The organism is Streptomyces sp. DvalAA-14, assembly GCF_900091855.1.
In the GTDB taxonomy this organism is placed as follows: Bacteria; Actinomycetota; Actinomycetes; order Streptomycetales; family Streptomycetaceae; genus Actinacidiphila.
Genome location: NZ_FMCH01000467.1, coordinates 1 through 3,777, shown reverse-complemented (window position 1 = coordinate 3,777; position 3,777 = coordinate 1). Strand labels below are relative to the sequence as shown.

General features: G+C 73.4%; 3 protein-coding genes. 1 reads left to right on the top strand and 2 read right to left on the bottom strand.

Annotated elements, in window-relative coordinates; all coding sequences use genetic code 11:
* Nucleotides 1-991 (bottom strand): efflux RND transporter periplasmic adaptor subunit (locus GA0115240_RS24470; protein WP_093739700.1); only part of this gene is annotated, 991 nt, incomplete at its 3' end.
* Nucleotides 992-1,321: 330 nt separating this feature from the next.
* Here GA0115240_RS24470 and GA0115240_RS24465 point away from each other — a divergent pair.
* A complete protein-coding gene (locus GA0115240_RS24465; protein ID WP_093739698.1) occupies nucleotides 1,322-2,047 on the top strand; it encodes a hypothetical protein in 726 nt (241 codons plus the stop codon).
* A gap of 58 nt (nucleotides 2,048-2,105) precedes the next feature.
* Here the strand turns inward: GA0115240_RS24465 and GA0115240_RS24460 are convergent, their stop codons facing one another.
* Entirely contained in the window at nucleotides 2,106-3,467 is a 1,362-nt protein-coding gene (locus tag GA0115240_RS24460) for a ricin-type beta-trefoil lectin domain protein (protein WP_093739696.1), read from the bottom strand.
* Nucleotides 3,468-3,777 lie beyond the last annotated feature (310 nt).

Genomic DNA, 3,777 nt, shown 5'->3' with positions numbered 1-3,777 from the left:
GGGTCGCCGCGTACTGCACGGCGCTGCCGCTGCTGGAACCGCCGCCGCCGGAGCTGGAACTGCTGCTGACCGGGAGCGAACTGATCGACAGCACCTTCGCGTCGAGCACGGTGTCGGACTCGGCGTTGAGCGTGACGGTGGCGGTCTGGCCGGCCTTGATCTTGAGCGCGTCGGACTCGGAGAAGTTCGCCTTCACCTGCATGCCGGACGGGTTGGTCAGGACGATGAAGCCGGTGGGCGTGGAACTGGTCGTGGTGGCCGCGCTGCTGGACCCGGAGCCCGAGCCGGAACCCGAACTGCTGCCGGCACTGGTGCCGTTGCCGTTGGTGCCGGAGACCGTGTCGCCCTTGGCGCTGGCCACCGAGGCGACCGTGCCGGACACCGGGGCCTTGAGCACGCAGCCGTCCACCGCGCGCTGCGCGGCGTCCACCGCGTTCTGCGCCTGGGTCAACTGAGCTTGGGCCTGCGCGAGTTGCGCGGGGTCGACGGTCGGGGTGGGCGTCGGGGTCGGGGCGGCCTCGACCGTGCCGCGGCCCCCGGATCCGGTGGAGCCGTCGCTGCCGGAGCCGCCCGAGTTGCCGGTGGACGCGGGCAGTTCGCCGGCCTCCACCTTCGTGAGGTTCGCCTCGGCGGCGGTGAGCGACGCCTGGTCCTGCTGGAGCGTCTCGTCGGCGGCCGTCGGATCGACCTTGGCCAGCGTCTGGCCCTTCTTGACCTTGTCGCCCGGCTTGACGTCCACCGCGGTGAGCGTGCCGCCGGTGGTGAAGTTCACGCCCGCGTCGCTGGGCGAGGCCAGCGAGCCGGAGCCGGAGACGGTGGCCAGCACGGTGGCGGTCGACACGGTCGCCACCCGGGCGCCGCCGGCGGCCGTGGAGCTCCCGCCGCCGTCATCGTGCACGGCCGCGTAGGCACCGCCGGCGCCCGCGAGGACCACCACGCCGAGCACGGAGTTGATCAGGACGGCCCTGCGCCGCCGTGGGAGCACCTTCATGCCGCGCATCCTGGCCGCCGACGCCTTTGAAGCCCTGGGAGAACCCTGGGAGTTTGCTGGGAGCGGGAGCGGGTCCGGCGGGCCGCGACAGGCCCGCGAATCCCCTTCAACCGGGCGTAACGGGCCGGAATGTGGGACTCCGGTGACCGCCGGGACGCGATGTTCCCCGGGAACTCACAGCTCGGTCCCCGACAGTCCCCACCTGTGTGCGGTTCAGTCTGGGCCGTCGCCTGCGTGCACCCGTGTCCCGCGCGTGCGCGTGGGCGGCGCGTTTCGAACCGGCCGGGCCCCTTCGGGCCGGCCGCAGCTTTCCGAGGGGACGTAACCGACATGACCTGGACCACCACCAGCAAGGCCGCCGGGGCCGTCGGCGCCCGTACCGCGCTGCGGGCCGGCGTGTCCGTGACCGTGCTGGCCGCGTCGGGGGCGCTGCTGCTGACCGCGTGCTCGTCGTCGTCCGGTTCGTCGGGCGCGGACGCCAAGCCGTCCGGTTCGGCGTCGCCGGCCGCCTCGACCGGTGCCGCCAGTGGCGGCGCCGCCAACGCCGCCGCCTCGATGGACAAGTACCGGCAGTGCCTGTCGCAGCACGGCGTCAACCTGCCGACGTTCAGCCGTCCTTCGGGCGGCGCGCGTCCGTCCGGCGGGGCGCGGCCCTCCGGCTCGCCGCGGGCCGGCGGTTACGGCGGCTTCGGCGGCGGTCGCGGCGGTGGCGGTTTCCCCGGCTTCGGCGGTGCCTCGCCGGACGCGGCCACCCAGAAGGCCCTGTCGGCCTGCGCCTCCCTGCGCCCGCAGTTCAGCGGCCGCGGCGGCGCGGGCGGCGCCGGGGGTGCCGACAGCAGCGCCTTCCAGGCCTTCACCAGCTGCCTCAAGGACCACGGCGTGACCCTGCCCACCCCGTCCCCCGGCGCCACCAACCGCCCCGGCGGGGGCGGCTTCGGCGGCTTCCGCGGCATCAACACCGCGGACCCCAAGACGGCGAAGGCCTACACCACCTGCAAGCCGCTGCTGCCCCAGCGGCCCGCCGGCGGCGCGCCCTCGTCGAGCCCGTCGTCCTGACCCCCGGCCCGGCCGCGCGACGGACGGGGAGTCCGCCGCGCGGCCGGGTACGGCCGGGTCAGGAGGGCAGGTGCCAGACCTGGTTGGCGCCGCCGGTGCAGTCCCAGATCTCCACCTGGGTGCCGGGGGTGGTCGACCAACCGGTGTCGTCCAGGCACTTGTTGGACTGCGGGTTGTACAACGAGCCGTTGGACTGCGGTATCCACACCTGCGAGCCGGTGTTGTTGCAGTCGTAGAGGTCCACCGGGGTGCCGTTCGCGGTCCCGGCCGCGTACACGTCCAGGCACTTGCCCAGCACGTGCAGGGTGCTGCCGGCCTGGACAACGGACCACTGCTGCGCGGAGGTTCCGTTGCAGGTGTAGACCTGGACGGGGTTGTAGTCGGCCGTACTGCCCGCGCGGTCGTCCAGGCACAGGCCCGCGTAGCCGGTGATGGCGCTGCCGCCGCTCGGCGGCGGCGGCGGGGTGCCGCCCCCACCGCTCGTGCTGTACGCGGCGACGTAGCCGACGCTCATCGTGCCGCCGGAAGTGGTCGCCGAACTGGGCGAGTTGCAGCCGCACACGCCGTTCGGGAAGCCGCCGCCCATGGCGAGGTCGAAGATGATCGACAAGTTGTGGTCGAACGCCTGCTGCCAGGTCGACGCGCCGACCTGGCCCTCGGTGACGGTGAAGTAGGAGGCGCCGTCGAGGGAGAAGGTGATCGACTCGTTTGCGGTGTTGGTCCGGTCCAGCACCATCGCGTACGTGTGGAAGCCGGTCTGACAGCCGCCGCAGCCGCGCAGGCCGCTGCCGATCCCGTTGCCCTCGTTGCAGACGCCGCCCGGGTAGGTGCCGCAGTGGATGGTGCCGGCCACCTCGGACAGCGCGTTGACGTCCTCCATGATGTCGATCTCGCCGTTCTCGGGCCACTGGCCGGGCCCGAGCATCCAGAAGGCCGGCCAGTAGCCGAGCCCGTTGCCCGGGTTGGGCTGCTGGATCGACGCGACGACCTCCAGCTTGCCGCCGGCCGGCGCACCGACGACCGCGCTGGGTGTGTGGATCCGGCCCGAGGTCCAGTTGCTGCCGCTGCCGAGCGCGGTGATGTTCAGGTGACCGCTGCCGTCCAGGTGGACGTTGCTGGTCGAGTTGGTCATCGTCTCGATCTCACCGGTCCCGAAGTTCGACCCGGGACCGGTGTCGTACGTCCACTTGGACGCGTTCGGCGCGCTGCCGGACGCCCCCGAGAAGTCGTCGCTGAACACCGTGCTCCATCCCGAGGGCGGCGCGGGCACGGTGACGGCCTGGGCGGCCGGCGCCTCGGCCGCGAACACCGCGAAGACGGCGAGCGCGCCGAGCGCCACCGGCAGCACGAGGCGGCGCCACCGCCGGCTGAGCGGGGTGAGCCGCGAAGCGGCTCGGTGGGGGGCTGGCTGATCGTTCATGTACGGCTCCTGACGGTCCGTCACGCAAGTGTGGGGGGCAGCACGGTGGCCGGTCACCGCGTACGCGGGCGGCGCCCGGCGCGCATCAGGGCCGCGCGGCCGGAGGGGCGGCCGCACGGGCGGGCGGGTGGTGGGGTGTTGACTTCTGATCGGTACGGATTGAACTCGTGTACATGGCAGGTCGTCAACCCACCGCGACCTTCCCGCCGCTTCCCCGCCGGCCGCACCGGCGCGGACCGGCCCCGGCCTCAACGCCCAGCGGCATCCCGAGACAGCCCCACCCGCGGGCCGCCCACGAACCAGCGAGCCC